The organism is Streptomyces sp. NPDC050485 (assembly GCF_044458185.1).
GTDB lineage: Bacteria > Actinomycetota > Actinomycetes > Streptomycetales > Streptomycetaceae > Streptomyces.
Map to the genome: position 1 here is coordinate 111,253 of NZ_JBITHR010000018.1, position 23,373 is coordinate 134,625.

Here is a 23,373-nt window from a genome sequence, read left to right on the forward strand (position 1 = left end):
CTCAGCGGAGCCAGGGCAGGTCCGCTTTCGCGTCCGTGGGCTGGAGGCCCTGGGCCATCACCCGCATGATCTCGCCGAGCTGGTCCACCTGCTGCGGCGTCAGCCGGTCGAACATCGCCTGGCGTACGGCGGCGACATGCCCCGGCGCGGCCCGCTCCAGGACGCCGAAGCCCGCGTCCGTCAGCGTCGCGAGCTGCCCCCGCTTGTCGGACGGGCAGTCCTCGCGCCGCACCCACCCGTTCTTCTCAAGGCGCGCGATGGCGTGCGAGAGCCGGGATCGGGTGATCTTCGCGTTCTTGGCCAGCTCGGTCATCCGCATCCGGCGCCGGGGCGCCTGCGAGAGCTGGACCAGCAGCCCGTAATAGACGTGCGGCATCCCGGCGTCGCGCTGGAGCTGGCGGTCGAGGTGGTCTTCGAGGAGCGTGGTGGCGTGGAGGTAGGCGCGCCAGGTGCGCTGCTCCTCGTCGCTGAGCCATTGGGGTGCCGAGGTCATACATCTACTCTACGGACGCTTCGGGAACTTCTTGAAAGTTGAACTAGCCGGGGTTATGGTGGCGGGGAAGGTGAACTTGAGATTTCAAGTAAGTGCCGGTCGCCAGATCGTCCGGCGGATCGGCCGACAGCAGTAGCCGACAGCAGTGAGTGACCCGGAGAGTCCGCCATGACCGTCGCCCAGCCGGAGCGCATGCCCGCCCTGTACCTCTCCCACGGCGCCCCGCCGCTCGCCGACGACCCGCTGTGGCCCGGCGAGCTCGCGGCCTGGTCCGCGGCCCTGCCCAGGCCGAAGTCGGTCCTGATGGTCTCCGCGCACTGGGAAGAAGCCCCGCTCGCCCTGGGTGCCACCGAGACCGTGCCCCTCGTGTACGACTTCTGGGGCTTCCCCGAGCACTACTACCAGGTGCGGTACGCCGCCCCCGGCGCCCCCGAACTGGCCGACTCCGTACGCGCGTTGCTGCGCGCGCCCGGCAGGCCCGTCCAGGACATCCCCGACCGCGGGCTCGACCACGGCGCGTACGTCCCGCTGGTGGAGATGTTCCCCGCCGCCGACATCCCGGTCCTCCAGATCTCCCTGCCGACCCTCGACCCGCGCCGGCTGTACGACATCGGCCGCAAGCTGGCGCCGCTGCGCGACGAGGGCGTGCTGATCGTCGGCAGCGGCTTCTTCACCCACAACCTGGCCGCGCTGCGGCACACCGGCGGCGGGGTGCCGAGCTGGTCGGCCGAGTTCGACGACTGGGGCGCCCGCGCGCTGGCCGCCGCCGATGTCGACGCCCTGCTCGACTTCGCGCACAAGGCCCCCGCCGCCCACCTCGCCCACCCCCGCACCGAGCACTTCGCCCCGCTGTTCGTGACGATGGGCGCGAGCGAGGGCGAGGCGGGCGGGGCGCGCAGCGTCATCGACGGATTCTGGCTGGGCCTGGCCAAGAGGTCGGTGCAGTACGGCTGAACGGGCGTGCGGGAAAAGGGTGTTGGGGCCGGGTCAGCCGAGTTCCTTCTCGTACCAGGCGACGTCCCAGTAGCGGCCGAACTTGCGGCCCACCTCGCGGTGCGTGCCGACGTGGGCGAAGCCGAAGCGTTCGTGCAGCCGGACCGAGGCTTCGTTCGGCAGGGCGATCCCGGCGTAGGCGCGGTGCACGTCCTCGTGCGCCAGCGCCGCGAAGAGGGAGCGGTACAGCAGCGTGCCCACGCCCCGGCCGACCGCCTCCGGGGCGCAGTACACGCTCACCTCGACGGACGTCGAGTACGCGGGCTTCGGGCGGAAGGGGCTGCTCGTCGCGTAGCCCAGAATCCTGTCCTGGACGTCCTGGCCGACAAATCGGTCATCGTGAGCAACCAGAAGGCGGTGCGGGCCGTCTTCAGGGTGGGAGTGCAGCCACGGACGGCGCTGTTCGGGGGTGATGGCGTCCGTATCGAATGTGATGGCGGTCTCACGGATGAAGTGGTTGTAAATATCCGCGAGCGCCCCCAGATCGGCCTCGACGCCGGGCCTGACCTGCACCTCTGTACGTTCCTGCGGCACCTGACCCCCTCCCGTGGCGGGACAGGGTACTGCATGATCACAAAAATCGATGGGCGGGTCGGGAATTCTGTCCGGATTCCAGCCGTTGTTTCCATCGGATGCAGGGCACCCGGGAGGGTGTCGCGACACACTCAGCAAGGGAGCACGCATGGCAACCCGCGCCGTCGCCCGCCGACAGTCCGCCTCTCGCGGTTCGGACTCGGGGAGCAGTGTTCGCGCAGTCAGCGGTGAGATCGCCGACCGCGACCTGGTCGGTATGTACCTCGACGAAATCGCGCGTACGCCGTTGCTCGACGCCGCCAAGGAGGTCGAGCTCTCGCAGACCATCGAGGCCGGTGTGTACGCCCGCCACATCCTCGACGGTGAGGTGGAGAGCAAGGCGGGAGGCGCCTCGCGCGAGGAACTGGAGGCGCTCTACGCCGCCGGTGAGCGCGCCAAGGACCTCTTCATCCGTTCCAATCTCCGGCTCGTCGTCGCCGTCGCCCGCCGCTATCCGAGGGCGGGTCTTCCGCTTCTCGACCTCATCCAGGAGGGCAACGCCGGCCTGGTGCGCGCGGTCGAGAAGTTCGACTACGCCAAGGGCTTCAAGTTCTCCACGTACGCGACGTGGTGGATCCGCCAGGCCATCACCCGCTCCATCGCCGACCAGTCCCGCACCATCCGCCTCCCCGTCCACCTGGTGGAGGAGCTGGGCCGGATCCGCCGGGTCCAGCGCGAGTTCAACCGGGAGAACGGCCGCGACCCCGAGCACACGGAGATCGCCGCCGAGCTGGGCTCCACGCCTGAGCGCGTCGGTGACGTGCTCGACTGGGCGCGCGACCCGGTCTCCCTCAACATGCCGGTCGACGACCAGGGCGAGACCCAGTTCGGCGACCTCCTGGAGGACACCTCCGCGGTGTCGCCCGAGCAGTCCGTGCTGACGCTGCTGCGCAGCGAGGAGCTGGACGACCTGATCGGCAAGCTCGACCACCGCACCGCCTCGATCATCAAGATGCGGTACGGCATCGACGACGGCCGTGAGCGTACGCTGACAGAGGTGGGCAAGGAACACGGCCTGACCCGCGAGCGGATCCGCCAGATCGAGAAGCACGCGCTGCTCGAACTGAAGAAGATGGCCCGAGACACGGGCTTCGACGCGGCGGCCTGAGCCCCGCCCCCCCCAGAACGAGTCCTGGCACCCTTCCCCCCCCGGTGTCGGGGCTCCAGGCCCCGGCACCTCTCCCCCCCCTGGTGTCGGGGCCACCCTCTTTTCTCATGGCCCGCGCGTGGTCGCCCCGGTTTCTCACTCCCCGCGCGCGGTCGCCCGGGTGAGGCGCTCGCCCAGCTCGTGCAGATAGCCCGTCATCGCCGGCGGTCCGTTGACGGTGAACTCGCAGTCCACCAGGGCCAGCCGCAGCGCCACCCACTCCAGGGAGTCGGTGCACGTCGTCCGCAGCCGGCAGCGCCCGGCGCCCAGCGGTTCGGGCGCGCCGAGCGAGGCGGGCAGCCGGGCGGTCACGAAGTCCGCGGGCGCCTCGAAGGTCACGTCCACGTCGAGGACGGGCTGCAGCCGGTTCATCGAGTTGCGGACGAACTCCGCCGCGTTCGCCTCGGGCAGCTCGCGCGGCGCGAACCGGGCGCCCGTCGCGAACGGCTCGGCGACCCGGTCGACCCGGAACGTACGCCAGTCGCCGCGCTCCACGTCGTACGCCACCAGGTACCAGCGGCGCCCCGTCGACACCAGCCGGTAGGGCTCCACCAGGCGCTTGGTCGGCGTGCCGTCGCCCGACACGTACGCGAAGCGCAGCCGCTCCTGGCCGGTGACGGCCGAGGCGAGCGTGGTCAGGGTGTGCGGGTCGACGCTCGCGCCGTCCCCGCGCCAGGGCCCGGCCAGCGGCATCGTCGCGGCCTGGAGGCTCGCGACGCGGTGGCGCAGCCGGGACGGCAGGACCTGCTCCAGTTTGGCGAGCGCCCGCACCGAGGCCTCGTCCACGCCGTCCACCGCATGGCCCGCGCCCGCGCGCAAGCCGACCGCGATCGCCACCGCCTCCTCGTCGTCCAGCACCAGCGGCGGCATCGCCTTGCCCGCGACGAGGCGGTAGCCGCCCTCGGCGCCCCGCGCCGCCTGCACCGGATAGCCGAGCTCGCGCAGCCGGTCGATGTCGCGGCGCACCGTGCGGCGGGACACCCCGAGCCGCTCGGCGAGCTCGCCGCCGGGCCACTCGCGCGGGGTCTGGAGCAGGGAGAGCAGATGCAGCAGCCGTGCCGGGGTGTCGGTCATGTCATCCAGGATGCCGTCCCAATGCGGACACAGCCTGACCTATATGGGGTCTAACTTTCTTCTCATGACCTCCACAACGACCAGTAGTACCCCAGAGACCGCGGCGGTTGCCGCAGCAGACCGCCGCCGGTGGTTCGCCCTGGCCATCGTGATGACCGCGGCCTTCATGGACCTGGTCGACGTCACGATCGTCAACATCGCCATCCCGTCCATCCAGAAGGACACCGGGGCGAGCTTCTCCTCGATCCAGTGGATAACGGCCGGCTACGCCCTCGCGTTCGCGGCGGGCCTGATCACCGGCGGCCGCCTCGGCGACATCCACGGCCGCAAGAAGCTCTTCCTGATCGGCATCGGCGGCTTCACACTCGCCTCCGCGCTGTGCGGCTTCGCCGCCAACCCGGACATGCTCGTCGCCTCGCGCATCCTGCAGGGTGCGATGGCCGCCATGATGGTGCCGCAGGTCCTCTCGATCGTCCACGCCACCTTCCCCGCCCATGAACGCGGCAAGGTCTTCGGCCTGTTCGGTGCGGTCGTCGGCCTCGGCGCGGTCTCCGGACCGCTGCTCGGCGCGCTGCTCACCGAGTGGAACCTGTTCGGTCTGGAATGGCGCCCGATCTTCCTGATCAACCTGCCGGTCGGTATCGCGGGCCTGATCCTCGGCACCAAGTTCATCAGCGAGTCCAAGGCGCCCAAGGCCCTCAGGCTGGACCTCGTCGGCGTGGTCCTGGTGATCATCGGCCTGCTGATGCTGCTCTACCCGCTGACCCGCGGCCGCGAGCTGGGCTGGCCGCTGTGGGGCTACCTCTCGATGGCGGGCAGCGTCGTGGTATTCGGCGGCCTGGTGGCGTACGAGCGGATGAAGGCGGCCCGGGACGGCTCCCCGCTCATCGAGCTGTCGCTGTTCAAGGTGAAGAGCTTCGCGGCGGGCATCGCCGTGCAGGCCACCTTCGGCGTCGGCCTCGGCATCTTCTTCCTCGTCTGGACCCTCTACATGCAGATCGGCCTCGGCTGGACCGCGCTGCGCGCGGGCCTGACCGGGGTGCCGTTCTCGATCGCGGTCTCGGTCGCGGCCGGCATGTCGGTGCAGAAGCTGGTCCCGCGCTTCGGCCGCAAGGTCCTCCAGGCGGGCGCCCTGACGATGGTGGCCGGACTGCTCATCTACATCTGGGAGGCCGACCACTACGGCCTGGACATCGCCCCCTGGCAGATGGCGCTGCCGCTGGTCGTGATGGGTCTCGGCATGGGCCTGATCGTCGCCCCGCTCACCGACGCGGTGCTCTCGGAGGTCCCCAAGGAGCACTCGGGATCGGCGTCCGGGCTCATCAACACCGTGCAGCAGATGGGCAACGCGCTCGGCCTCGGCCTCGTCTCGGTCGTCTTCTTCGGCCGGATCGGCGACGGTCTCGTACCGCCGAAGCTGAACCAGGCCTTCGTGGCCGGCTTCCAGCACTCGCTCTGGTACGTCGCCGGAGTCCTCGCGGTGATCTTCCTGGTGATGTTCGCGCTGCCGGCCAAGCCGCAGCAGCACGTCGAGGGCGCGGTGGACGAGGCGGAGCTCCTCGACCTGACGAAGGACGCGCAGCCGGTCGGCTGAGCCACCGCTGCGCAACGACGGCCCCGCACCCTGCTCAAGATGCTGTTTGCGAATTCGGGTGGGAACGACATCGCCCTCCACTGCCTCGTCTGGCTGGTGGAGGGCGATGCTGCCGTTGGGTGGTCGGGGAACGCTGACGCCGGCCGGCAGCACGACCGCGGAATCGCGCAGCGACGGGGCTTGCCACCAACGGGTCTGTAGCGTCAGACGGTGGTACGGGCGGCCTCGATCGCCTCGAAGATGTCCGCGTCCGTCTCCTGCTGCCATCCGGGCAGCTCGGGCCAGTCGGCGACGTATCCCGGCTTCGGTTCCTCGATGTGCTTGTAGATCTGGGCGATCCAGCACAGGGCGACGAACCGGCTCTTCTGCTCGCGGGTGAGTCGGTCGGTCTTGCCCCCGCTCAGCTCGATGAAGTCGCGTACCTGCTGCTCGACGGCCGCCGCGCAAGCGCGCTCCCAGTCCGGGGTCTCTTCCCAAGGGGTGACGTATCCGGGCTTCGGCTCGCCGGGGTAGTGCTTGGTGACACCGGCGATCCAGGCCTCACGGAAGAGCTTTCCTTCGGTCGACAAGGTGTGTCCTTTCGGTGGGTCAGGAGGTGATGGCAAGCGTCGAGATCTGGCGGTGCAGATTCGACACGCGCCCATCGGGCATGAGCGGGGCGAGCCGTGTTTGCAGCCCTTGGAGCTTCTTCCCGATGAAGCCGGAGCCGGTCTGCTGGGCCAGTTCGAGGGCGCTTCCGCTGTAGTGCATCAGTTGGTTGAGGTCTCCGCGTTCGGCGCCGAGCGCGGCGAGTTCAGCCATGACGGCGCCGCGTCGGCGCAAGGACAGGTCTTGGCCCAGGGCGGCCGTCAGCGACCGCTCAGCAAGGTCGGGGCGCCCCAGGTCCAGGTAGCAGGTACCGCGCTCCTCGGCGAGCCGCGAGCCGCGAGCCGTCGAACCGCAGCCATCCGCCGTTGTGCACGGGGCCGTTGAGGGAGTGGACCTGCTCGGCGGTATCGAGGGCGCGGTTGCACGCGTCGAGGTCACCCAGTCCGGCGAACGCTTCGGCTTGGACGGCGGCCACCCAGTACCGCGTAGATAGCTGGCTGTTGCCGCGCCGGGCGACGGCCGCCGCCGCCGCCAGCATCGGCACGGCAGCGCTGAACTGCCGCTCGTACAGGCCGATGAAGGCATGCCGCGTCAGGGCGCAGGCCCACAGGTCGTATTCCCCGGCTTCCTTGCTGGCACTGGCCGCGAGGGCATAGCAGTGGGCCGCGTCGGTGTACCGGTTGCCGTCGAAGAAGATCTCACCGGCAAGCTGGAACAGCTCTCCCGCATGAGCGCAGAGGGCTCTGTGGGTGGCCTCGGTCCGCGCCCGTTCCAGCTCTTGCGTCAGGAGCTTGAGCTGGTGACGCACCACGGGATAGACGGCCTGCTTGGACTGGGACAGGGCGAACACCTGCCACAAGTGCCCGTTGAGGAGCTCGTAGGTCGTGACGGCTGCGGAGTTAGTCGCGGCCTCGGGGGTCCCGGGGCCGCCAGGGTGCAGGGCGATCAGGGTGCCCGTCACGCTCACCAGGCCTAAGAAGTCACGCCGGTTCATATCGTCTGCGCCATCAAGGCCCTCCGGGGCGTCGTTGTGTCTCGCAGGGTTCCCGGCGGGTACGGGGTCCTGGTCAGGCAGTGTGCACGACCAGGTGTCCTTGGCGCGGTCCGGGTCGAGTGCAAGGACGATCACGATGTGCGGCAGCCACGGCCCCGGCGTGCGGCGGCCGGTCTCCCACCGGTAGACGTCGTTCGCGGTGCACGTGTCCCATCCGGACACGTGATTGAGCTGGTCAGAGAGTCCCTTCTGGGTTAAGCCCTGGGCTCTGCGAGCTGTGCGGATCAGATTTCCGATCCCCGCTTGCCGGTGCTGCTGCACAACACAACTCCTGTGTCAATCTGCCGCGTTGGCAGCCACCATGGCAGATCGCGCGGCAGGTCCGCACCCCCTGTGATGGGCCGTTCACTGGACCGTGGCCGCCAAAGACCCCCAACCGGTCCCGTTCCCCGACGGTGCGGCCCCTGTTCTCCGCTGCCTGTCTCCGTCCCCCGTCGGGGGGCGGGCAGCGGTACCAACCCATGGAGGACCCGATGGCCGCCATCCGCCGTCTCAGCCCGGAGGAGCTCCGGCGCCGGGCCGAGCTGCTGCCCGTCCGTATGCCCGGCGGCACGCTCTCGCGCCGCACGATGCTCCGCGCCGAGGCCGGGTGGAAGGCATTCGAGGCCCGGGCGCCACGCAGGAAGCCGGCGGCGAGCGTCCTGAGGGGGCTGGCCAGTGATGACGCTGGACGTACCCGCGTGGCTGGCCGTCGGCGTACTCGTTGACGATCTCGACAGAGGATGTTCGGGCATGGTCGCAGCGATTGGTGATCTCTTCGACCGCAACGAGGCGCCCCCGAAAACGGCGTTCCTTTTGCCGGTCGGCGGCGGCTTGGGATGGGAAGCCGAGATTGCCAGGCTGCGGCCCGCAGCCCCCGGCGGTGCGCGGTGAGCACTGACCGGTCCGAGGCGCGCCACCGGCGCCCGCGTGGGCCCTCAGCCGACGGCATCACCGTCGGGACGCTGCTGCTCGCCCTGGACGTGCTCGGTGTGGGCGCGGTCGCGGCGTTGCTCGTCTTCGGGCAGGGTGCCCCGGCGGCCGTCCAGGCAACGCCCGTGACTGTGCCGGACACCGCGCCGCCGGACGCCTGAACCCAGATTTCCCGGCCGGACAGAGAAGGTTTCCTGCCCGGCCGGGATGGCGGCGGTCCGGTTTCCCCGAGGCCGAACCGCCGCGCCCCAACTCCCTTACAGGCAACGGCCTGTGCGGGCAGGATGGAACAACGAGGAGGACACAGATGATGGACTGCGCATGGTGGCTGCTGGCCGCCGACGGGAACCCGCAGGACGACTCCGACTCCGGCAACAAGCATGGCGGGGGCGGTTCTGACGAGGGTGGCAACACCTCCGACGGCCAAGGCCCGGCGGACGGCAAGTGAGCAGCGAGACGCTGAAGGAGGTCAGCCCCCAGGGGCTGGCCTCCGCGCTCGTGGAGAAGGGCGCACTCGCCTCGGACTGGCTGCCCGCGTTCGAGGCCGTCCGGCGAGAGTGGTTCATTCCCCGCGTGATCTGGCCCGGTACGGCTGGCGGCAATAAGCAACACGCCGCTGTAAACCGCGACCAGGACGCCGAAGCCTGGCGGGCGGCGGTGTACTCCGACATCCCCCTCACGACCCAGTGGGACGACGGACAACACCACGGAACCGGGAAGGGAAAGGTGCCGACGAGTTCCAACTCGATGCCGACCATGGTCGCGGCAATGCTGGACGACCTGGATGTGTCCGAGGGCATGAAGGTGCTCGAGATCGGTACCGGAACCGGCTGGAACGCGGGTCTGCTCGCGGCCCGGCTCGGTGACGACAACGTGGCCAGCGTCGAAGTGGACGAGACCGTTGCCCGGGCAGCGGGCGAGAACCTGCGCAACGCCGGACGGCGTCCGCTGGTCGTGGTCGGTGACGGCCGTCTCGGTTACCGGGGCAACGCGCCCTACGACCGCGTGATCGCTACGTGTTCGGTGCGGGAGGTCCCGGCCGCGTGGATCACGCAGGCGCGGCCCGGCGCGGTCATCGTGGCGCCGTGGGGGCCGGAGTACGGCGGCGAAGCCATCCTGCGCCTGGTCGTGGGCGAGGACGGCACCGCGTCTGGCCGGTTCACCCGGTCGTCGGCGTTCATGTCGCTCCGCGCTCAGCGGGTGCACAAAGCCCTCACGCGGGAGTACCTGGGCGGGAAGAAGTGGCCCGCCGACGGCACGCGCAGCATGACCGCGCTGTCACCAGACGACATCGGCGGATGGGCCGAGATGTTCGCCATCGGCGCCCAGGTACCCGGGGCGTTCTGCCGCCCGGAGTGCTACCAGGACGGCACGTACACGCTGTGGCTGCACGACACCGCCGTCACGTCCTGGGCGACGGCCGACTACGAACCGGCCCGCACGGAGTACGAGGTGGTGCAGTCCGGCCCACGCTCCCTGTGGGACGAGGTCGAGGCCGCGTGGCGGTGGTGGGACACCCAGGGCCGCCCCGGGTTCGACCGGTTCGGCCTGACGGTGAGACCAGGCGGACAGTGTGTCTGGCTCGACTCCCCCGGCAACCCCGTGCCGAAGGCCGCGTAAGGCCCGGGAACACCAGCGCCCCGCTCACCTAACGGCGAGCGGGGCGTTGCGCTGTACGCGGCCATCAAGCCGGAAAGGGTGCGGGGCCGTCGGCCTGCCCCGGCCCGGGCCGGGCGGCTCCCGGTCGGCGGGACCAAAGTCCGTTTGTGTCCGTCGAATGCCCGAATTGATTTACATCGGCGTCACTTGGTCGTACTGTGGCGGCGTAACCACGGGTTCGGGCACGGAACGGACGTAAACACACATGTACGCACCGGAGCGGCAGCAGGAGATCCTGCGGATCGCGCGTGAGAGCGGGCGGGTGGACGTGCTCTCGCTCGCCGAGACGTTCCAGGTCACCGCCGAGACCGTACGGCGCGATCTGAAGGCACTGGACCGGGCGGGCCTGGTGCGCCGGGTGCACGGCGGGGCCATCCCGGCCGGGCGGCTCGACTTCGAGCCCGACCTTGCCGAGCGGGAGTCCACCGCCGCCGACGAGAAGGACCGCATCGCCCGCGCCGCCCTCGCCGAACTGCCCGCCGAGGGCAGCGTCATCCTCGACGCCGGATCGACCATCGCCCGGCTCGCCGCCGACATCCCCCTGGACAGCGGGCTGACCCTCGTCACCCACGCCCTGCCCGTCGCCGCCCGGCTGGCCGACCACCCCGCCATCGACCTCCACCTGGTCGGCGGCCGGGTCCGCCACCGCACCCGCGCCGCCGTCGACGCCTGGGCGCTGCGCGCCTACGGCGAGATCCGCGCCGATGTCGTCTTCATCGGCACCAACGGCTTCGGCCTCGCGCACGGCCTCACCACCCCCGACCTCGCCGAGGCCGCCGTCAAGCGGGCCGCGATCGCCGCCGCCCGGCGCGTCGTGCTGCTCGCCGACTCCGCCAAGCACGGCCAGGAACACTTCGCCCGCTTCGCCGACCTGGCCGACGTGGACGTCCTCATCACAGACTCCGGGCTCAGCCCGGACGACGCGGCCGCCATCGAGGCCGCAGGCACGGAAGTCGTACGCGCATGATGATCCTCACCGTCACCCCCAACCCCAGCCTCGACCGCACCTACGAGGTCCCCGGCCTGGTACGCGGCGAAGTGCTGCGCGCCACCGGCGAGCGCATGGACCCCGGCGGCAAGGGCGTCAACGTGTCCCGCGCGGTCGCCGCCGCCGGGCACCGCACGGTGGCCGTCCTGCCGCTCGGCGGCGCCCCCGGCGCCCTGGTCGCCGCACTCCTCGGCGAGCAGGGCATCGAGGTCGCCCCCGTCCCCGTCGCCGGGCACACCCGCTCCAACATCGCGGTCGCCGAACCGGACGGCACACTCACGAAGATCAACGCCCCGGGCCCCGAACTGACCACTGCCGAGAGCGAGTTGCTGCTCGCCGCAGTGCGCCGCCACTCCGCGCGGGCCGACTGGATCGCCTGCTGCGGCAGCCTGCCGCGCGGCCTCGCACCCCAGTGGTACGCCGAACTCGTCGCCCGCGCCCACGCCGCCGGCGCCAAGGTCGCCCTCGACACCTCGGGCCCCTCCCTCATCGCCGCTCTGCGCGAACGTCCCGACGTGGTCAAGCCCAACGCCGAGGAACTCGCCCAGGCCGTCGGCCGCCCCCTCGCCACCGTCGGCGACGCGGTCAAGGCGGCGGAAGAAGTGCGGGAGTTGGGCGCGGGCGCCGTCCTCGCCAGCCTCGGCGCGGACGGCCAGCTCCTGGTCACCGCGTCCGGTACGTACTTCGGCCGGGCCCCCGTCGCCACCGTACGCAGCAACGTGGGAGCCGGTGACGCCTCGCTCGCCGGGTTCCTCGCGGCGGGCGGCGAAGGCCCCGGCGCGCTCGCGGCCGCCGTCGCCCACGGCGCGGCCGCCGTGCAGCTCCCCGGCAGCGTGATGCCCGCGCCGGGCGACCTCGACCTGGCGGCGGTCACCGTCACCGATGCCGTCCCGCTGGACCGCGTCCTCACCGAACCGGCGCCATGAGCCCCGCCCCGCCCACTCCCGTCTGCGTGCAAAGGAGCCCGCGATGAGCCAGATGATCACCGCGGAACTGGTCGACCTCGAACTCGACCTGGCCGCCAACTCCAAGGAAGCCGCGGCCCGTTCGCTCGCCGAGCGGATGGCCGCCCTCGGCCGGGTCACCGACCTCGAAGGCTTCCTCGCCGACGTGGCCGCCCGCGAGGCCCAGATGCCGACCGGCCTCGACGGCGGCATCGGCATCCCGCACTGCCGCAGCGCCCACGTCACCGAGCCGACCCTGGCCTTCGGCCGCAGCGCCGCCGGGATCGACTTCGGGGCGCCGGACGGCCCGGCCGACCTGATCTTCCTGATCGCGGCCCCGGCGGGCGCGGACGACGCCCATCTGACGATCCTGTCGAGCCTGGCCCGCCAGCTGATGGACGCCGACTTCACCACCGCGCTGCGGGCGGCGCCCACCGCCGCACAGGCGGCCGCGCTGATCCGGGGCGAGGAGGCGGAGCCGCAGGCGCTGGAAACACCCGCGCCCCAGCAGGAGACCCGGCCGTTCCGGATCGTGGCCGTCACCTCCTGCCCGACCGGCATCGCCCACACCTACATGGCGGCGGAGTCCCTCGAAAAGGCCGGGCGCGTGAGCGGCGTCGACGTGGTCGTCGAGACCCAGGGCTCGGCCGGTTTCACCCGGCTCGACCCGGCGGTCATCGCCGCCGCCGACGGCGTGGTCTTCGCACACGACGTGCCGGTACGGGACAAGGAGCGCTTCGCCGGGAAGCCCACCGTCGACGTCGGCGTGAAGGCGGGCATCAACCGGCCCGCCGAACTGATCGCCGAGGTGCGGGGCAAGGCCGAACGCGGTGAGGCGGGCGCGCACCGGCCCACCCCGGTGGAGGCGGCGGGCGAGCCCGGCGAGGGCTACGGCACCAAACTGCGTAAATGGCTTATGTCCGGTGTCAGTTACATGGTGCCCTTCGTCGCCGCGGGCGGTCTGCTCATCGCGATCGGCTTCGCGATCGGCGGCTACAAGGTCAGCGAAGCGCCCTCCGTCATACAGCACTTCGCCTGGACCGACACCACGAGCTGGGCGGCCCTGCTGTTCCAGATCGGCCGGCTCGCCTTCGGCTTCCTCGTGCCGGTCCTGGCCGGCTACATCGCGTACGGAATGGCCGACCGGCCCGGCCTGGTGCCCGGCTTCGTCGGCGGTGCGGTCGCCGTCGCCATCAAGGCGGGCTTCCTCGGCGGCCTCGCGGCCGGTCTGATCGCGGGCGCGGTGGTGCTGGCGATCCAGCGGGTGCGGATCCCGGCGCCGCTGCGCGGCATCATGCCGGTGGTGGTGATCCCGCTGATCTCGTCCGCGCTCGTCGGTTTCCTGATGTTCCTCGTCATCGGCGAGCCCATCGCCAAACTCCAGTCCGCGCTGACCAGTTGGCTGAGCGGGCTCTCCGGCGCCAACGTGATCGTCCTCGGTGTGATCCTGGGCCTGATGATGTGCTTCGACCTGGGCGGACCTATGAAGTCCAGAAGCACATCACGACGAGATCAAAATGAGACCCCGCCCAAGTGCAGGCGGGGTCTTTGGGTTTGGCTGTCAGCCTTTGGCTCGGGCCAACTCCACGAGTCCGGCAAAGGCTCCGCCGGAGAGCATGAGGGCGGGGCCATCGGGGTTCTTGCTGTCGCGTACGGGGACGATGCCAGTTGCCGCCGCGTACTCGGGGGCCCACTCGACGCAAGACCCGCCGCTGCCACTGTATGAGGACTTGATCCAGTTGGGTTCGGTTGTCACAAGATGCCCTTTCGTACCTGATTAATCATGACAACAGACTCTGCCTGCGAGGGCGCTTCCGTCTGTAGTTGATGGTAGGCCTTGACCAGCGGGAGTACGGATGTGATCTCACGGTCTAGGTAACCCTGGGTCTGGGACTCCACATACGCGACCATGGAACGATCCGCCAGTGTCAGCAAGTGAACCAACCTGTTGAACGGCCGCCGCTCCCCCATAGCGAACGGAGCGACCTGAAGGGACGTGTTCGGCTCCTCGGCGAACGCAATCAACCGTTCCAACTGGGCGTCCATGACTTGGGGTCCGCCGACCAGTCTGCGGATACAGCTTTCGTCCAGCACCGCAAGCACCAAGGGTGTGTTGGGCCGCACAAGCGAGGCTTGCCGCCTTATCAGCAACTCAACCCGTTCGTCTGCCTGTTCGGCCGTGATGGATCTCCGTTTGACGTTGCTCGCCTCGATGGCTGCCGCGTACTCACGGGTCTGAAGGGGGCCAGGGATCACCCCCACTTCAAAGAGTCGGATCTCTGCGGCGTGGCCCTCGTGCTTGACGTACTCGGGGAAGCCCTCCAGCAGGCTCAGGCTGCCGTGTTTGATCTTGCGACACTCACTCTCGAACGAGGCTGCTGTGCCGCCAAGATCGAAGACGCAGTCTGCACTACGCGAGAACCGGAAGGTTGGAAGTTTCCGACCATTTTCGACGGCTGAAATATGCACACTGGAATATTCCATGAGTTCGGCCAAGTGTTCTTGAGTCCAGCCACGCGACTCCCGCAGACTGCGCAAATGCGCCCCGTAGGCCGCCTGAGGTGAGGCGTCCGGGTTCAACTCGTTGCGATTCAAAGGCCGTTCACCAACCTTCCTTCCTTCGCGGATAGATTGAATGCTTCCCAGGTGTGGGCCACGCTGAACATCCCCGGTAGTGCTCCCGCTACGGAGAGGAGCGAACCATGCCCCTGAAGCGCGACCCCGCTCAACTCGGAGTAGGCGCTAGGCGGTGCGTCTGGTTTCATCCCTGGACGCCGTTGCCCCCTGGTGTCCCGCGCGGCCCGTACACCCCGCCGACTCGGGATGTGGTGACAGCCGTAGAAGCCGGGCTACAGAAGCGGCTGAGGGGGCTTGAGCAGTGAGCGCGCGAGAGCGCCCGTACGAGCCGGAGCCCGGTGACCCCGTTGTGGACTCCCAGGGGCGCGTAGGGCGCGTCATGGACCGCTGGAATGGGCGCCTTCAGCTTCGGCCGCTTACCGGCGGACGTGAGTGGGACGTTGCCCCTGGAAGCGTCGAACCGGCCACACGAGCGGACACGTTGAGCGCCGCAGTCGCCGAAGCCAACCAACGAAGCCGAGGAGAGATCACCTAATGCCCATCCTGCCCGCGCAGCAATGGCGAGACGCCGCACAGACGGCCGCGAACGCCAGCCTGGCACTGCGGGACGTGCTGACGACGCTGGGCGCCCCACCACACCTTGTGAACCGCATTAACGGGATGCCGGGGGATAAAGGTGTGCCGACGGTGACGCTTCCCTCTCTGCCCGCCGACGTGGTGGAAGCACTAGCAGAAGCCGCCCGAAGGGGGACGACGTGAGGTACTTAGCGCGGTACGCCGGTCTGCTATTGGCACTTCTCCTCTCCAACGCCACTACAGCCGTTGTGTTGTTGGCAGTCCTGGGGCAGCCCTGATCTTCCGCTCTCTTTGGCATGAACCCCGCGCTGACCAAGCGCCACCCGGCCGCACGGCGTCGCCATAGAGAGCGGAGCGCAACCCCCGCGCGTGGCCTTCCATTCCCTGGCGCACGCGGGTATGGGCCGCTCGTGATCCGGACCTTTGACCGGTAGGCGGCACCAGCGGCGGGCCCCGGCTGACTGTCGAGAATCAGCCGGGGACCCGTTGTCTACAACGACCACAGGAGCACGGGCGGGCAAGACCCGTTCGGGTAACGCCCGGACGCGCGCGGCAAGTCCGAAGTAACTTCGATGCAAAGGAGTTCGGCGATGACTCAGCAGCAGTGCGGTACGTGCAACGGCTCTGGCAGGGTTCAAGTCCAGCGGCAGCACTCCATGCCCGACAACCCCGGCGGCGTCGAGTTCGAAGAGCAGACGTGCGGTACGTGCAACGGCGCGGGCTGGGTGGAGGGCGGTAGCCGGTGACAGATGAGCGTGACGACCAGGACGAGAGCGGCAACGCGGATGCGTGCTCCGGCCCGCACCTTCTCTGTAACGCGTGTTCAGGGGCCGGTCAGGTAACAGGCGAGACCATGGCTGCCGATCATCGCGGATACACGGGTTCGGGTCAGTCGTTACACGGGTGCCGGTCCTGCTCACGGCGGGGGTTCTTCTGCAAGGCCCCTGTGAAGTGTCAGGGAGGAGCCGATAAGGCAACGCCCGTGATTTACCCGCACCACCTACCGCCGGTCTGAGACTGGCCGCAATCGGCCCCGCTCTTCTGCCCTCCCCCGTGGCAGAGGGGCGGGGCTCGTGTTTTCGGCCCCGCCCAGTGACCCCGCGTTGCTGGCCGGGGCCCGTTTTTTGTGGTGGCGACTCGACGGCAACTTATTCACTCATGGCCATAAGTGGTTGACCCCGCGTCGGCGGTGGCGCATGCTGGCCACTCATCCGCATCAGTGGATGAGTGGTCGGCCGGTGGTCGCGTTGCTGGCCGCTGGCCTCATGACTGAGAGGTCGTCAGATATGAGCATGCGTAAGGGACTTCGCGTCGCTGTGGCTGCGGGCGTGGCGGTGCTGGGTCTGGGCGTGATGGGGGCGCCGTCGGCGTCGGCGATGCCGGATCCGGCGCCAGGCGGCGGGTACCAGGTGTCGCCGTATCGGGACCCTTGGCCGCAAGAGGTGCAGGGCCCGGTAAGGGTCACGCCGCTGACGAAGTCGGTCACGGCGAGTGCGCTGCGGGTGCGGTCGGGTCCGGGGACGGATCGGCGGGTGCATGGGCTGGTGTTTGCGGGAGACCGGGTTGAGGTGCTGAACCAGGCGCGCAACGGCGGTCCGTACATGTGGTCACACGTGAAGATCACTCGGAGCTCGGGGGACCTGCCGCGTGGCTACGTCGGGTGGGTGGCTGACACCTACCTGGACTGAGCCGCTGGCGTGAGTGGCGGTGAGTGAGGCGGTCCCTTTCCTGCTGTGTCGGGAAGGGGACCGCCGCTCATAGCGGGGTGCGGGGGTGGGGCGTGCTGGGTCGCGTGGGCTTTGCGTTAACTCCCCGGTGACGGGGCGGTAGTTGCGTAGGCAATTAGCCGATGTGAGGGTGAATGGCTGTTCTTCCTGGGTTTGATGGGGAGAAAGATTGCCGTTGGCATACACAAGCGGCGGGGCCTGTACCAGACTGGGGCGCTCGCTCGGGACGTGGCCTTCCGGGCGGAGCCAACTCGGCGCGTGCGGGGCTGGGTTGGAAACGGGGATTGGCGGCCTTGGCCGTGTGAGGAGAGTGGTATGCGCGATGAACGACACGCGGGGCGGAGAGAGCGACCCGGAGCGCGGTGGGGATGCGGAAGAGTCGCTGTTCTCGCGGGAGGTCGATTACGTGCGGCCATGGCGTGAGGCGGACGCTGCGGCGCGGGAGTTGAACGCTGCGGCGGGTGCGCTGGGCATGGATGAGGACGTGCGCGCGGTGGCGCATACGGGCCCGGAGGGGGAACCTTGGGTGCGCATGCGGCCGAAGGCGGCGAGGGACGTCGCGGCGGTCCTGGCGACGCTGGCACGGGTGGCGAAGTCTGAGGGAGGGGACGGGGACATGCGGGACGACTGGCGTACGGCGAGCGGTGAGCGGGTGCGGATCCGTCAGGACCGGCGCGGTGAGTACATCGAGTGCACCGGTTGCCGGCGCCCTATCAAGGTCACGGGGTTCGGGACGGCTGCGGCGGCGGCGCGTCAGCACGCGCGGGAGTGCCGGAAGTGACGGCGTGAGCTCCCCTGGGCCCGCTTGCGACCTGAGGTGACGAAAGCCAGCCACGACGGCGGGTCGGCCGGATGGCGGCGGGACCTGGCCCCGTCAGCCCCCACCGGTCCCAGCCACGCTATCCATGTTCTTGGCCCGCTACGGCGTGGCGGTCGCCGACGGTGGCGCGGCCCCGGTCGGAGACCCGTAGGCGCACGGCCCGGATGGTCCGGCCGCCTACTGACCCTGGCAAGCGCTCTGCGGGGCGGGATAGTGGGGTCTTGCGCCGCTGGTCGGATCCTCGGCACGTGAAGAGCGAAGGTGACAAGCCCTTGCGGACGATTCCGCGGGGGCTTGTCGCACGTTCCAAAGCGGGTGGCTGCGAGCCGCGCGGTGCCGCCGGGCGGGACCGGCCGAAGGCCGCACGCCCGACCGAGCGGCTTGGCCGCGCGGGCGCGCCGAAGGCGCGCCCTGCTTGAGGAAGTAGAGACAAGTTACGCCGGTGGGCTCGCTGTTCAGGGGCGCGCGGCTCCGGCGTGCTCGCTGGGCGTGATCGGGAAGCGCAAACGCACGGTGCTGGGAGCCTTCAGTTCCTCGCAGAGCAAGGGGCGGCCGGTGTCGGCGGCGGACGTGATGCGGTAGGTGACGAGCAAAGGGCTGGAATCTCGAAGCTCCAGGGCCGCGCGCTCGTCGGGCAGGGGAGCGTGGGCGGTGACTTCTTCATGGAACATCAACCGCCCTACAGAGGCGGCTAGTTGCGCGTACAGCTCGGTGACGGGCGCGTCTGGGGTGTGCGCGAGGCTTGGGGTGTCGGCGGCCGTGGCCATCGGGATGAGAAGGCGGTGCGCGATGCGGGCCCCGCTGGACGGGTCAAACAAGAGGCGGTCGACGCTGAGCGCGTCCTGGTCCTGCTGGCCCAACAGGGAGGCGACGAGTCCGTCCAGCGTCGTGCGGGACACGGTGGGCGCCTCGACCTCGGGAAGTTCGGGGATGCTCCATACCGACCTGATGCAGCTGATCGAGCGGTCAACAGCGCCGGTAAGCATGGGCGTTGTCTGCGCCCGGACGATGGAGCCTTTGCCCTGGCGGACGTCGATGAGCCCCAGGGAGCGCAGTTCGGCGATGGCGGCCCGGACGGTCGCCTTGCCTACCCCGTAGGCCTCCACCATGTCGTTCTCGGACGGAAGGCGCTCACCCGGCGCGTACTCACCGCCGTTGATCTGCTCGGCGAGGAGCTGGGCCAATTGCAGGTAGCGGCGTCCGGCGCGGGCTTCGGCGCTGACGGCCGGTGTGACGCGACGGCCGGACGGTCGCTTTCGCACGGTCGACGGTTTGCCCTGCTGCACGTCGATGATGCCTCGCTCACGCAGCTCGGCGAGAGCCTTGCGCACGGTGGTGCGGCCGACTTCGTAGGCCTCAACCAAGTCCGCCTCGGACGGCAGACGTTCGCCGGTCTTGTAGCGGCCGGTCCGGATCTGCTCCGCGATGCGTTCGGCTACCTGTTCGTGCATGTGCCGGGGACGTCCGATGGGCTCAGAGGCTGGCATAGGGCGGGCTCCTAAGTCGCGTATCGGGTCGAAGTTGCACGAGCCGGTGGAAATTGATGCGTGCCGTTGTCAGTGCCGCGTGCTAGTGCACCACACCTTAGCCACTCATGAGAATAAGTGGTTGACCTTCTCCCAGGATCCCCGCACCATGGATCACCCATCCACTCATCATCATGAGTGGAGGAGTGAGCGGGAGGAGTGAGCTATGCCAATGCAACGCAAGCCCATCGACCTGACGCGACTGGGCACCCTGCGGTGCGCGATCGAACCTGAGCCGCGACTGGACATGGACGGGGAAGTGCGCCGCGACCGCGACGGCAACCCGCTGTGGGTCACGTCGGTTGCAGTCCGACAGTTGGAGTCGCGCACGGTCGACACCTTCGACGTGGTGACGCCCCTCAAGCCCACGGGTCTGGTCGAGGGTGGAGAGGTCAAGATCACGAATCTGTGGGCGAACGACTGGGAGATAGACGGCCGCAAGGGCGTCTCGTTTCGGGCGGACGCCATCACCCCGGCTCCCGTCTCGGTGCCTGCGGCCGGTGGTGGCACGTCGGCGGCTACGAGCCCGGCGCGCGGTGGCAAGGGCGGTGCCGTATGAGCGAGCGGGAGTTCTGGCACTTGTCGCAGGAGCAGGCGGACGGCACGGCGTGCGTGGTGTGCGGCGTCGACTACCGCACCCATAAGGCACGGCATGTGCCGGTGGGCCGCTCAGCCGAGACGCGGTCACAGGTGTTCGCCTGTGCGGGGCCGTGCGCGCTGCACGTCGTGCGGCAGGCGGAGGACCAGGCCCGGGAAATGATCGAACTCGCCGGGCTGGCCGACTTCATTGCGGACGGCGGGGACGGCGCGAGCCTGGGGCAAGACGGGGAGTTCGGCTACCTGCTGCGGGACCTGCGGGTTCTGGTCGGCGTGGAAGCCCTGCTGACCGCCTCCAGCTCGGTGGCGGTCGTCCGCTTCCTTCTGAGCATGGCGGGAGTCCATGGCGAACTGGCCTCACAGCGAGCCCGGTTGCTGGTGCTCCGTATGGAGCAGAGCGACGGGGGCACATGATGCCCGGTTCGCTGATCGTCTGGATCCTCACCGCGCTCATCCTGACGGCGGTGATGACCCAACGCTGGTGGGAACCGCGCCTAGCGGCTCGGGGCGTGGACGTGAACGGCTGGCCGCTGCGCTGGTGGATCGGCGGCTATCCGCGCGTGGTGCTGCGTATGTGGTTCACCTGGCGGCGAGTGTGCCTGCTCAACGGGCTCTCGATGTCCAACCGGGGCAACATGCGCCGGGTCGGTGACATCGCCGTGACGGGCATGGTCCTGCGGCCGAAACCGCCCCGGCTGACGTTCCCGATGCCGACCCGGGGCGGGCTCACGGTGCGCGTGTACATGCACCCGGGGCAGACCCCATCGCCCTATCTGAGCGCTGCGCACGCCCTGGAACATGCCTGGCGCGTCTACGGCGTGCGGGTCTCCTCCCCGGCCCGAGGGCAGGTGCAGTTCAAGGTCACGGCACTGGACCCGCTGACCGGAGAACGGCCCGCACAAGGCGGCGAGGAACTGCGGCTGTTGCAGGCGAACGTGGGCCGCACCGAGGAAGGTGACTCCTGGGTGATCGACTTCCGTAAGGTGCCTCACTGGCTCGTGACCGGTGCTACCCAGAGCGGGAAGTCCACACTTCTGGCGGCGCTGATCCGCGCACTGTCCGTACAGCCGGTGGCGCTGGTCGGCATCGACTGCAAGGGCGGCATGGAACTGGGGCTGTTTCAGAACCGGTTTCACCTGCTGGCGACCAGCCGCACCGAAGCGCTCGGCGTGCTCGGCGACCTGGTGGACGAGATCGAGACCAGAATGCGGGCCTGCCGCACGGCGGGCGTCCGTTCGATCTGGGACCTGCACGAGATCGAGCGCCCCGCGCCCGTCGTCGTGATCGTCGATGAACTGGCAGAGCTGTTCCTGTCGGACGGCTCCCGGGAGGCGCGCGACGAAACCGAACAGTGCGCGGTGTGTCTGCTGCGGCTGGCCCAACTCGGTGCCGCCCTCGGCGTGCACCTGGTGTTGGCCGGACAGCGCGTCGGTTCCGACCTCGGGCCCCGAGTCACCGCGCTGCGCTCACAGCTCGGCGGCCGGATCGCGCACCGTTCCCACGACGAGGCGTCGGCAGTGATGACGCTGGGCGACGTCAACGAGGACGCCGTGATCGTCGCGCAGACCATCAGCGAGGACGAACGCGGTGTTGCGGTCGTGGTCTCGGGCGGCCGGTGGAAGCGGGCCCGCTCCGATCTCGTCGGCGCGGCGGACGTCGCGCAGATCGCCCACACGCGCGGCCCGCGCTGGCCGTTCCTGTCCGGACCGGTCCTCGAAAAGGAAGGAGGGCAAGCGGATGGATAAAAACTGGATCTACATGTGGGACGGATTCCTCTGGCTCTTCGCCGTCATGCTCGCCCGGTCCCGGGAGATTAAGGCGTATCAGGTAATCGGTATCGCTCTCGCCGGATACCTGTTCGCCATGACGCCCCTGACCTATCCCGTCTGGTGGACCATCGTCTATTTCTTCGGGACGAAATAGGCCGCCCGAAATCCGGCCGCGCAGCTGCCTGATCCATTACCGGCGCCCCACACGTTCTTTTCCACCGTGCGGGGCGCCGCTCTTTATCTCCGGCCCTGCACACAGGGCCATGTCTGCAAGGAGTCCTGCCATGCCCGCAGTCCGCGAGTACCCGTCCACCCATGAGGCCCGGCGCGCCGCGTTGGCCATCGCTGCATATGAGCGCACGCTGTCGCTGACCGAACGCGACTTGATCCGCATGATTACCGATCCGGGATTCGCCCGGTGGCGCGAACAGATCCAAGCCGTCGGCGGCTGCTCGCACCCCATCTATCTCGCTGGATACACCACCACCCGCACCGATGCGGGTGAGGTGCTGCACCACTACGACACCCGGGGCGAACCGGGAGAGCGTCTCGCCGTGCGGTGCCGCAACCGGCGCGCGACAGTCTGCGAACCCTGCTCACGCCTGCACGCTGGCGATACTTTCCACCTGGTCCGCTCCGGCCTCCTCGGCGGCAAAGGCGTCGTTGAGCGCGTGCAGCTCCACCCGCGTCTGTTCGTGACCCTCACGGCGCCCTCGTTCGGCTCGGTACACCGTGCAGCCGGTGACACAGGCCAGGTGTGCCGCCCTCGCCGTGCGTCTGAGCGATGCGAGCACGGGCGGCCCCTGGGGTGCTTCCACCGTCACCCTGACTCGGATACGGCGGTGGGTCAGCCGCTGTGCCCGGACTGCTACGACTACCCCGGACACGTCCTTTGGCACGCCAGCGCGGGACGGCTGTGGAATCGCTACTGCCACACCGTGCGCCGCCACCTGGCCACGGCGGCCGGCATACCCCAGACCCGGCTAAAAGAGCACCTGACCTTGGCGTTTGCCAAAGTCGCCGAATACCAGAAGCGGGGCGCCGTGCACTTCCATGCCGTCGCGCGCCTCGACGGGCCGGACGGCCCCGACAGCCCTCCGCCCTCCTGGGCAACGGCTGAACTCCTGGACGCGGCGGTGCGCTCGGCCGCTGACGCGGTGGAAGTGCGCACCCCGTACACGGACGCGGTAGGGGAACGCGTGGTGCGCTTCGGTACGCAGCTCGACGCCCACCCCATCCACTCAACCGCGTTCGCTGGCGAGAGCGTTGTCACTGATGATGCGGTAGCCGCGTACGTCGCCAAATACGTGTCCAAGTCGGTCGGCGACGCGGGCGGCATCGACCACCGGATACGGCACTACAGCGCCATCACCCGCGCCCCGGTCAGCGCCCATATACGCGCCCTCATGGCAACCTGCTGGCGCCTCGGCTTCCTGCCGGAACTCGAAGAACTCCGCCTTCAGGCCTGGGCACACACCCTCGGCTACCGGGGCCACATCATCACCAAATCGCGGCACTACTCGACCACATACGGCGCCCTTCGACTGGCCCGCGCCGATCACAACAGCGGCGGCACCCTGGCCGACTGGGACGGCGACCCAGGCGTGACCACGGAATCAGCCTGGCGTTACGTCGGCTCCGGCTACACCCTCGCCGAAGCCGAATGCGCGGCAGGCATCGCTACAGAACAATCCCTCTACCGCGACTTGATCCACGAGATACGGGCAGTCGGGGAGTGGCGGCAATGAGGGAATGCCAAAAG

At 69.3% G+C, this 23,373-nt stretch carries 27 protein-coding genes and 1 pseudogene; 19 read left to right on the top strand and 9 right to left on the bottom strand.

Annotation, left to right across the window (positions count from 1 at the left end):
• Position 1: 1 nt before the first annotated feature.
• Positions 2-493: a MarR family winged helix-turn-helix transcriptional regulator gene (locus ACIBK6_RS30490; RefSeq protein WP_399054651.1), complete on the bottom strand. Its 492-nt coding sequence runs from the start codon at positions 491-493 to the stop codon at positions 2-4.
• A gap of 168 nt (positions 494-661) precedes the next feature.
• Here ACIBK6_RS30490 and ACIBK6_RS30495 point away from each other — a divergent pair, with 168 nt between their 5' ends.
• The gene (locus tag ACIBK6_RS30495; RefSeq protein ID WP_399054652.1) at positions 662-1,447 is read left to right on the top strand and encodes a dioxygenase; all 786 of its coding nucleotides are present in this window, start codon (positions 662-664) and stop codon (positions 1,445-1,447) included.
• 33 nt (positions 1,448-1,480) lie between these two features.
• On the opposite strand, the gene ACIBK6_RS30500 is transcribed toward ACIBK6_RS30495, so the two are convergent.
• The gene (locus ACIBK6_RS30500) at positions 1,481-2,020 is read right to left on the bottom strand and encodes a GNAT family N-acetyltransferase (protein ID WP_399054653.1); all 540 of its coding nucleotides are present in this window, start codon (positions 2,018-2,020) and stop codon (positions 1,481-1,483) included.
• Between the two features lie 148 nt (positions 2,021-2,168).
• Here ACIBK6_RS30500 and ACIBK6_RS30505 point away from each other — a divergent pair, with 148 nt between their 5' ends.
• Complete coding sequence (locus ACIBK6_RS30505; RefSeq protein WP_399054655.1) at positions 2,169-3,167, top strand: RNA polymerase sigma factor RpoD/SigA; 999 nt, start codon at positions 2,169-2,171, stop codon at positions 3,165-3,167.
• A 135-nt stretch (positions 3,168-3,302) separates the two neighbouring features.
• Here ACIBK6_RS30505 and ACIBK6_RS30510 read toward each other — a convergent pair whose 3' ends face one another.
• Complete coding sequence (locus ACIBK6_RS30510) at positions 3,303-4,280, bottom strand: helix-turn-helix transcriptional regulator (RefSeq protein ID WP_399054656.1); 978 nt, start codon at positions 4,278-4,280, stop codon at positions 3,303-3,305.
• Positions 4,281-4,344: 64 nt separating this feature from the next.
• Between ACIBK6_RS30510 and ACIBK6_RS30515 the strand changes: the two genes are divergently transcribed.
• Complete coding sequence (locus ACIBK6_RS30515) at positions 4,345-5,874, top strand: MFS transporter (RefSeq protein WP_399054657.1); 1,530 nt, start codon at positions 4,345-4,347, stop codon at positions 5,872-5,874.
• Between the two features lie 203 nt (positions 5,875-6,077).
• Here the strand turns inward: ACIBK6_RS30515 and ACIBK6_RS30520 are convergent, their stop codons facing one another.
• The 3 genes from ACIBK6_RS30520 to ACIBK6_RS30530 are packed head-to-tail and all read right to left on the bottom strand — an operon-like array spanning position 6,078 to position 7,678.
• Entirely contained in the window at positions 6,078-6,443 is a 366-nt protein-coding gene (locus ACIBK6_RS30520; RefSeq protein ID WP_399054658.1) for a hypothetical protein, read from the bottom strand.
• Between the two features lie 19 nt (positions 6,444-6,462).
• On the bottom strand, positions 6,463-6,675 hold the full coding sequence (locus ACIBK6_RS30525; protein WP_399054659.1) for a hypothetical protein: 213 nt from the start codon (positions 6,673-6,675) through the stop codon (positions 6,463-6,465).
• A 58-nt stretch (positions 6,676-6,733) separates the two neighbouring features.
• Positions 6,734-7,678: a transcriptional regulator gene (locus ACIBK6_RS30530; RefSeq protein WP_399054660.1), complete on the bottom strand. Its 945-nt coding sequence runs from the start codon at positions 7,676-7,678 to the stop codon at positions 6,734-6,736.
• 498 nt (positions 7,679-8,176) lie between these two features.
• On the opposite strand from ACIBK6_RS30530, the gene ACIBK6_RS30535 reads away from it, so the two are divergent.
• From ACIBK6_RS30535 to ACIBK6_RS30565, 7 genes and pseudogenes are all read left to right on the top strand, one after another.
• The gene (locus ACIBK6_RS30535; RefSeq protein WP_399054661.1) at positions 8,177-8,389 is read left to right on the top strand and encodes a hypothetical protein; all 213 of its coding nucleotides are present in this window, start codon (positions 8,177-8,179) and stop codon (positions 8,387-8,389) included.
• On the top strand, positions 8,386-8,589 hold the full coding sequence (locus ACIBK6_RS30540; protein ID WP_399054662.1) for a hypothetical protein: 204 nt from the start codon (positions 8,386-8,388) through the stop codon (positions 8,587-8,589). Before ACIBK6_RS30535 ends, ACIBK6_RS30540 begins: the two co-directional genes overlap by 4 nt.
• A 146-nt stretch (positions 8,590-8,735) precedes the next feature.
• Positions 8,736-8,876 carry a hypothetical protein gene (locus tag ACIBK6_RS30545; RefSeq protein ID WP_399054663.1) on the top strand — a complete coding sequence of 47 codons (141 nt, stop codon included), beginning with the start codon at positions 8,736-8,738 and terminating at the stop codon, positions 8,874-8,876.
• On the top strand, positions 8,873-10,048 hold the full coding sequence (locus tag ACIBK6_RS30550; RefSeq protein WP_399054664.1) for a protein-L-isoaspartate(D-aspartate) O-methyltransferase: 1,176 nt from the start codon (positions 8,873-8,875) through the stop codon (positions 10,046-10,048). The genes ACIBK6_RS30545 and ACIBK6_RS30550 overlap by 4 nt, the downstream gene beginning before the upstream one ends.
• 244 nt (positions 10,049-10,292) lie before the next feature.
• Positions 10,293-11,054 (top strand): DeoR/GlpR family DNA-binding transcription regulator, encoded by a 762-nt coding sequence (locus ACIBK6_RS30555; protein ID WP_399054665.1) that lies wholly within the window; start codon positions 10,293-10,295, stop codon positions 11,052-11,054.
• Positions 11,054-12,001 (top strand): 1-phosphofructokinase, encoded by a 948-nt coding sequence (gene pfkB, locus ACIBK6_RS30560; RefSeq protein WP_399054715.1) that lies wholly within the window; start codon positions 11,054-11,056, stop codon positions 11,999-12,001. The genes ACIBK6_RS30555 and pfkB overlap by 1 nt, the downstream gene beginning before the upstream one ends.
• Before the next feature lie 43 nt (positions 12,002-12,044).
• Positions 12,045-13,505: pseudogene (locus ACIBK6_RS30565) on the top strand (fructose-specific PTS transporter subunit EIIC); the annotation flags it as partial.
• A 75-nt stretch (positions 13,506-13,580) separates the two neighbouring features.
• Here the strand turns inward: ACIBK6_RS30565 and ACIBK6_RS30570 are convergent.
• On the bottom strand, positions 13,581-13,775 hold the full coding sequence (locus ACIBK6_RS30570) for a DUF397 domain-containing protein (protein WP_399054667.1): 195 nt from the start codon (positions 13,773-13,775) through the stop codon (positions 13,581-13,583).
• Positions 13,772-14,614 carry a helix-turn-helix domain-containing protein gene (locus ACIBK6_RS30575; RefSeq protein WP_399054668.1) on the bottom strand — a complete coding sequence of 281 codons (843 nt, stop codon included), beginning with the start codon at positions 14,612-14,614 and terminating at the stop codon, positions 13,772-13,774. The genes ACIBK6_RS30570 and ACIBK6_RS30575 overlap by 4 nt, the downstream gene beginning before the upstream one ends.
• 516 nt (positions 14,615-15,130) lie before the next feature.
• Here ACIBK6_RS30575 and ACIBK6_RS30580 point away from each other — a divergent pair.
• The 4 genes from ACIBK6_RS30580 to ACIBK6_RS30595 all read left to right on the top strand — a co-directional run bounded on the left by ACIBK6_RS30580 (position 15,131) and on the right by ACIBK6_RS30595 (position 17,680).
• The gene (locus tag ACIBK6_RS30580) at positions 15,131-15,355 is read left to right on the top strand and encodes a hypothetical protein (protein WP_399054669.1); all 225 of its coding nucleotides are present in this window, start codon (positions 15,131-15,133) and stop codon (positions 15,353-15,355) included.
• 407 nt (positions 15,356-15,762) lie between these two features.
• Positions 15,763-15,918, top strand: coding sequence for a hypothetical protein (locus tag ACIBK6_RS30585; protein WP_399054670.1), 156 nt, complete (start codon positions 15,763-15,765; stop codon positions 15,916-15,918).
• A gap of 540 nt (positions 15,919-16,458) precedes the next feature.
• Entirely contained in the window at positions 16,459-16,860 is a 402-nt protein-coding gene (locus ACIBK6_RS30590; RefSeq protein ID WP_399054671.1) for an SH3 domain-containing protein, read from the top strand.
• A gap of 361 nt (positions 16,861-17,221) precedes the next feature.
• Complete coding sequence (locus ACIBK6_RS30595; protein WP_399054672.1) at positions 17,222-17,680, top strand: hypothetical protein; 459 nt, start codon at positions 17,222-17,224, stop codon at positions 17,678-17,680.
• A 494-nt stretch (positions 17,681-18,174) separates the two neighbouring features.
• Here the strand turns inward: ACIBK6_RS30595 and ACIBK6_RS30600 are convergent, their stop codons facing one another.
• Positions 18,175-19,170, bottom strand: a complete 996-nt coding sequence (locus ACIBK6_RS30600) for a GntR family transcriptional regulator (protein WP_399054673.1) — start codon at positions 19,168-19,170, stop codon at positions 18,175-18,177.
• Between the two features lie 241 nt (positions 19,171-19,411).
• Between ACIBK6_RS30600 and ACIBK6_RS30605 the strand changes: the two genes are divergently transcribed.
• The 5 genes from ACIBK6_RS30605 to ACIBK6_RS30625 all read left to right on the top strand — a co-directional run bounded on the left by ACIBK6_RS30605 (position 19,412) and on the right by ACIBK6_RS30625 (position 23,359).
• Positions 19,412-19,804: a hypothetical protein gene (locus tag ACIBK6_RS30605; protein WP_399054674.1), complete on the top strand. Its 393-nt coding sequence runs from the start codon at positions 19,412-19,414 to the stop codon at positions 19,802-19,804.
• Positions 19,801-20,256: a hypothetical protein gene (locus ACIBK6_RS30610; RefSeq protein WP_399054675.1), complete on the top strand. Its 456-nt coding sequence runs from the start codon at positions 19,801-19,803 to the stop codon at positions 20,254-20,256. Before ACIBK6_RS30605 ends, ACIBK6_RS30610 begins: the two co-directional genes overlap by 4 nt.
• Positions 20,253-21,587: an FtsK/SpoIIIE domain-containing protein gene (locus tag ACIBK6_RS30615; protein WP_399054676.1), complete on the top strand. Its 1,335-nt coding sequence runs from the start codon at positions 20,253-20,255 to the stop codon at positions 21,585-21,587. Before ACIBK6_RS30610 ends, ACIBK6_RS30615 begins: the two co-directional genes overlap by 4 nt.
• Positions 21,580-21,765 (top strand): hypothetical protein, encoded by a 186-nt coding sequence (locus ACIBK6_RS30620; RefSeq protein ID WP_399054677.1) that lies wholly within the window; start codon positions 21,580-21,582, stop codon positions 21,763-21,765. Before ACIBK6_RS30615 ends, ACIBK6_RS30620 begins: the two co-directional genes overlap by 8 nt.
• Before the next feature lie 130 nt (positions 21,766-21,895).
• Entirely contained in the window at positions 21,896-23,359 is a 1,464-nt protein-coding gene (locus ACIBK6_RS30625) for a replication initiator (RefSeq protein ID WP_399054678.1), read from the top strand.
• The last annotated feature ends 14 nt before the right edge of the window (positions 23,360-23,373 follow it).

What these genes read in the sequence shown, in the direction of transcription:
- ACIBK6_RS30490 (WP_399054651.1), bottom strand. Translation starts at nt 493, where the DNA reads ATGACCTCGGCACCCCAATGGCTCAGCGACGAGGAGCAGCGCACCTGG.
- ACIBK6_RS30495 (WP_399054652.1), top strand. Translation starts at nt 662, where the DNA reads ATGACCGTCGCCCAGCCGGAGCGCATGCCCGCCCTGTACCTCTCCCAC.
- ACIBK6_RS30505 (WP_399054655.1), top strand. Translation starts at nt 2,169, where the DNA reads ATGGCAACCCGCGCCGTCGCCCGCCGACAGTCCGCCTCTCGCGGTTCG.
- ACIBK6_RS30510 (WP_399054656.1), bottom strand. Translation starts at nt 4,280, where the DNA reads ATGACCGACACCCCGGCACGGCTGCTGCATCTGCTCTCCCTGCTCCAG.
- ACIBK6_RS30515 (WP_399054657.1), top strand. Translation starts at nt 4,345, where the DNA reads ATGACCTCCACAACGACCAGTAGTACCCCAGAGACCGCGGCGGTTGCC.
- ACIBK6_RS30525 (WP_399054659.1), bottom strand. Translation starts at nt 6,675, where the DNA reads ATGGCTGAACTCGCCGCGCTCGGCGCCGAACGCGGAGACCTCAACCAA.
- ACIBK6_RS30535 (WP_399054661.1), top strand. Translation starts at nt 8,177, where the DNA reads ATGACGCTGGACGTACCCGCGTGGCTGGCCGTCGGCGTACTCGTTGAC.
- ACIBK6_RS30545 (WP_399054663.1), top strand. Translation starts at nt 8,736, where the DNA reads ATGATGGACTGCGCATGGTGGCTGCTGGCCGCCGACGGGAACCCGCAG.
- ACIBK6_RS30555 (WP_399054665.1), top strand. Translation starts at nt 10,293, where the DNA reads ATGTACGCACCGGAGCGGCAGCAGGAGATCCTGCGGATCGCGCGTGAG.
- pfkB (WP_399054715.1), top strand. Translation starts at nt 11,054, where the DNA reads ATGATCCTCACCGTCACCCCCAACCCCAGCCTCGACCGCACCTACGAG.
- ACIBK6_RS30580 (WP_399054669.1), top strand. Translation starts at nt 15,131, where the DNA reads ATGCCCATCCTGCCCGCGCAGCAATGGCGAGACGCCGCACAGACGGCC.
- ACIBK6_RS30585 (WP_399054670.1), top strand. Translation starts at nt 15,763, where the DNA reads ATGACTCAGCAGCAGTGCGGTACGTGCAACGGCTCTGGCAGGGTTCAA.
- ACIBK6_RS30590 (WP_399054671.1), top strand. Translation starts at nt 16,459, where the DNA reads ATGAGCATGCGTAAGGGACTTCGCGTCGCTGTGGCTGCGGGCGTGGCG.
- ACIBK6_RS30595 (WP_399054672.1), top strand. Translation starts at nt 17,222, where the DNA reads ATGAACGACACGCGGGGCGGAGAGAGCGACCCGGAGCGCGGTGGGGAT.
- ACIBK6_RS30600 (WP_399054673.1), bottom strand. Translation starts at nt 19,170, where the DNA reads ATGCACGAACAGGTAGCCGAACGCATCGCGGAGCAGATCCGGACCGGC.
- ACIBK6_RS30605 (WP_399054674.1), top strand. Translation starts at nt 19,412, where the DNA reads ATGCCAATGCAACGCAAGCCCATCGACCTGACGCGACTGGGCACCCTG.
- ACIBK6_RS30610 (WP_399054675.1), top strand. Translation starts at nt 19,801, where the DNA reads ATGAGCGAGCGGGAGTTCTGGCACTTGTCGCAGGAGCAGGCGGACGGC.
- ACIBK6_RS30615 (WP_399054676.1), top strand. Translation starts at nt 20,253, where the DNA reads ATGATGCCCGGTTCGCTGATCGTCTGGATCCTCACCGCGCTCATCCTG.
- ACIBK6_RS30620 (WP_399054677.1), top strand. Translation starts at nt 21,580, where the DNA reads ATGGATAAAAACTGGATCTACATGTGGGACGGATTCCTCTGGCTCTTC.
- ACIBK6_RS30625 (WP_399054678.1), top strand. Translation starts at nt 21,896, where the DNA reads ATGCCCGCAGTCCGCGAGTACCCGTCCACCCATGAGGCCCGGCGCGCC.